Here is a 3,788-nt window from a genome sequence, read left to right as displayed (position 1 = left end):
GGTGAACCATGTGGCGGGACATATCCCCACGATGGGAGAGGTAATCCATACACCTAAATTCCATATTCTTGTCTTGCAAGGTGCTCCCACCCATGTCACCACGATCAGCCTTGAATTGGCGGATCATCCTGCCCCGTCGGCGGAGAACACAAAAGACAAGGAATAACATTTTGTTTCGGGATCAAGAAAATCCGAAGTGCCTTCTTCAAAGGGATCGGGATAAGGGATGCATTCTCTGCCATTGCAGACAATAGTATAAAATGGCAGCGTAATAACCTGTACCGAGATAAAGGACAGCGGAAAGGGCGCCTTTGTTCACCGTCTCAGCTCTATAAAATGAACTGCCAATAAGCAATGGGATAAGAATCAATTCATGAAAGAACGAATCATAACACGCAGCCTTCTTTGCGCAGCCGCTTTGATCCTGATGGGCGCTGTGAGCGGTTGTGTCAGTTTGGGCAGCCCTGTCGCGCGGCTTCCCCTGCCTGCAGGCGCGCCTTCTGTAAAGACGATCCTGACGAGCTTGGCGGAGAACGAGGCGGCGTTGCATTCCTTCCGCGCTTCGGGTACATTTATGGTGCAAATCCCGGAAATGGAAGCAATCCAAGTTTCACGGGAAAGCAGCCTCCTGTTTCAAGCGCCCAATTATCTGAATATTATTGGCAGGCGCTATGGCACCCGAGGCATTGAGCTGACCTATGTAGACGATGCCTTTGTCCTTGAATTTCCTACCCGCAAGGAATATTGTTTTCGGGATCAAGAAGCCTCGTTCACAACCTTGAGTTCTACTGAGATTGTGGGCGAAATGTTTGAGCCGGAGCAGTGGACTCAGCTTCCCGAACGGAGGCTGCGCATGACTTCCTTTGATGCGGAGAGCCAAAAAGTAGAGTTGGAGCTGTGGGTAGGAGGGCGCCACCCCTGGCGCAAACGGATTCTTCTCCTTCAAGGCGCGCCGTGGGTGCTCTTGGAAAATAGCTTGTTTGATGAGGACGGCACTCTAATTGCCAAAACGACTAAGACAGCCTATCATGAACAGGAAGGGCTGCGCTATGCCACAGAGATTGAATCAGTCTTTCCCGGCGAGGACGCGTGGATGCGCTTTCTCATGCGCCGTGTTGAGGTGAATCCGGAACTGGATCCCAATCTTTTCGATTTGGCAAAGCGTGTTGAACTGCTTCGGGCGGCGCGGTATAGGCAAGTGGATATTTTCGCCGGAGAAGGCCCGTCCGCGGAAGAATTGAATTTAAATCCCTAAATTATGGATGAGAGGAAGCTTAGCATGTCCCCCACACCCTCTTCTGCGGAAGCCTTAACCGGACTTTTCCCCGAAGAAATGGCGGAGCGTTTGCAGATAAGTCTTTGGCGTGCGCGCCAACTATTCCAATGGATACACCGCAAACAGGTCTTTCAGCTGGAAGACATGACCAATATACCCGAAGCGGCTCGAAGCCGCACCAACTAGATGCTTCCGGTGACTGCCTTGACTCCTGTGGTAGAGCAGCACTCGCCCAAAACCAAAACACGGAAAAGCCTGTTTCGCTTAGCTGACGGCGAAACGATTGAGTCCGTTTTTTTGTCTCAGCGTACACGCATTACGCTCTGCCTGTCCTCACAAGTGGGATGCGCGCTGGGCTGCCGTTTCTGCGCTACCGGTACGGCTGGCTTTCGGCGCAATCTTGCGCCTGCTTAAATTGTCGAGCAAGCCCTGAGCATGCTTCAAGGGCGGCTATCGGAAAAAAACGGAAGCCCCAATATTGTGTTCATGGGCATGGGCGAGCCTTTCCAAAATTATGATGCGGTCATGAAAAGCATAGGTCTGTTGACGCATCCGGACGGGCTGCATATTGGCGCGCGCAAAATCACCGTCTCAACGGTCGGTGATGTACCGGGCATAGAACGCTTTACCCAAGAAACGCGGCAGGTGCGCCTGAGTGTTTCTTTGCATGCTGCCGATGATGCATTACGTTCGCAGCTTGTACCGTTGAATAAGCGTTATCCGTTGCCTGTACTGTATGAGGCGCTGAAAACCTACCAAAAAGAGCGGAGCCGCCAGATTACCGTTGAATGGGTACTCCTGGATGGAATCAATGACAGCGTGCCGCAAGCCCGCTCTCTTGCCGCTTATCTGAAAGGCTTGGATACCGTCATCAATCTGATTCCTTGGAACGCTGTGCCTGATCTTCCTTATCACTCTTCGCCATTTACCAAACAAAAGCAGTTCATGGAAGCCCTGGAACAATCAGGACTCAAGGTGACGTTGCGCAAAGAGCAGGGAGCGGACATTGACGCGGCTTGTGGTCAGTTGCGTGCGATCCAACAAAAATGAGCTGTTCGTGTTCCAGTATAGCGTGAAGCCCAGTGACCCTTGTCTATGGTCTTTTCGTTGCCTAAGCCTGCTGCAGGCGCGTGTGTTGTTGGCGCTCGTATTTGGCTTATGATACATTCATAAGCTTATCAGTTGTCGAGATACGGGTTCCGTAAAACACCGCAGATGGGAGAGTCATGATGTCTGACAATTCGCGCCGTTCCTTCTTAAAACGTTCTTCTCTTGCCGTTGCAGTCTCTGCGCTTGGCGGTTCCGGCTTTGCCATGGGCACAAGACGAAAAGTTTCCGCCAATGATAAAATTGTCATTGGCGCCATAGGATGCGGTGGCATGGGGCGCGGCGACATTGCCGCTTTCCTGCACAACGATGATGTGGAATGCCCGATCATTTGCGACGTGGATGATGCCATGATGGGAGAGGCGGCAAAACTCATTGAAGGGCGCAGAGGATACACGCCGGAAATGGTGCGTGATTTTCGCCGTGTCATTGATCGCAAGGATTTGGATGCCGTACTCGTTGCCACGCCTGATCATTGGCACGCACTGCCCACCGTTTACGCCTGTCAAGCAGGCAAAGACGTGTACTGTGAAAAGCCGCTCGGGAAAACGATCGATGAGGGCCGCGCCATGTTAGACGCGGCAAAAGAGAATAAACGGGTGGTGCAGATGGGAACCCAATGGCGCAGCGGGGAACACTATCAGGAAGCCATTGACTTTATTCATTCCGGCAACTTAGGCAAGATTCGTTTGGTGCGGGCTTGGGCATATCTCGATTGGGTTGGCGGTATCGGCAACCCCCCGGACGAAGCGCCGCCGCAAGGCGTGGACTATGATCTGTGGTTGGGGCCGGCAGCCGAACGACCTTTCAATAAAAACCGATTCCATTTTAACTTCAGATGGTTTTGGGATTATGCCGGAGGACTCATGACGGATTGGGGCGTTCATCTGCTCAATGTGTGCCAGTGGGGTATGGGCTATGAGATGCCTCAACGGGTCAGCGCCACAGGCGGAAGATTTGTGTTGGATGATAACAGCGAAACGCCCGATACGCAAGCGGCGCTGTACGAATTCAAAGACTATACCTTGATTTTCGAGCAGCAGATGTTGGGCGGTTTGGGACCGGGCGGGCATCCCCATGGCATGCTCTTCTGCGGTACGGAAGCTACGGTTCGTATTCATGAGGGAGGCTGGGAATATATTCCTGAGCCGAAAAAAACAGGATTGGAAGCCTTCCAAAAAGAATCCACTGCCGACGCACGACCCGCCCATATCCGAAACTTCCTCGACTGTATACGCAGCCGAGAAGCGCCTGTCATGGACGTCGAAGTTGGTCATTTTGTCTCGACCGTTGCCCATCTTGGCAACCTTGCCTTGCGTACGAAGGCGGAAGTGCATTGGGACGCTGTAACGGAACGCGTGACAAACAACGCAGAAGCAGATGCTCTGGTGGGCTGTCCCTACCG

Annotated in this window: 6 protein-coding genes; all 6 read left to right on the top strand. The window is 52.6% G+C overall.

Annotated elements, in window-relative coordinates; translation table 11 throughout:
* A partial coding sequence (locus tag GX117_04755) for a hypothetical protein (GenBank protein NLO32653.1) occupies window positions 1-166 on the top strand: 166 nt, incomplete at its 5' end.
* A gap of 207 nt (window positions 167-373) precedes the next feature.
* Window positions 374-1,255, top strand: a complete 882-nt coding sequence (locus GX117_04750; protein NLO32652.1) for a hypothetical protein — start codon at window positions 374-376, stop codon at window positions 1,253-1,255.
* Window positions 1,256-1,279: 24 nt separating this feature from the next.
* Window positions 1,280-1,462, top strand: coding sequence for a hypothetical protein (locus GX117_04745; protein NLO32651.1), 183 nt, complete (start codon window positions 1,280-1,282; stop codon window positions 1,460-1,462).
* Window positions 1,463-1,480: 18 nt separating this feature from the next.
* Window positions 1,481-1,690: a hypothetical protein gene (locus GX117_04740; protein NLO32650.1), complete on the top strand. Its 210-nt coding sequence runs from the start codon at window positions 1,481-1,483 to the stop codon at window positions 1,688-1,690.
* 21 nt (window positions 1,691-1,711) lie between these two features.
* A complete protein-coding gene (locus GX117_04735) occupies window positions 1,712-2,326 on the top strand; it encodes a hypothetical protein (GenBank protein ID NLO32649.1) in 615 nt (204 codons plus the stop codon).
* 179 nt (window positions 2,327-2,505) lie between these two features.
* On the top strand, window positions 2,506-3,788 hold a 1,283-nt coding region (locus GX117_04730; GenBank protein ID NLO32648.1), incomplete at its 3' end, for a Gfo/Idh/MocA family oxidoreductase.

The organism is Candidatus Hydrogenedentota bacterium (genome assembly GCA_012523015.1).
Taxonomy (GTDB): domain Bacteria; phylum Hydrogenedentota; class Hydrogenedentia; order Hydrogenedentales; family CAITNO01; genus JAAYBJ01.
This window is presented reverse-complemented; position numbering and strand designations above follow the sequence as displayed.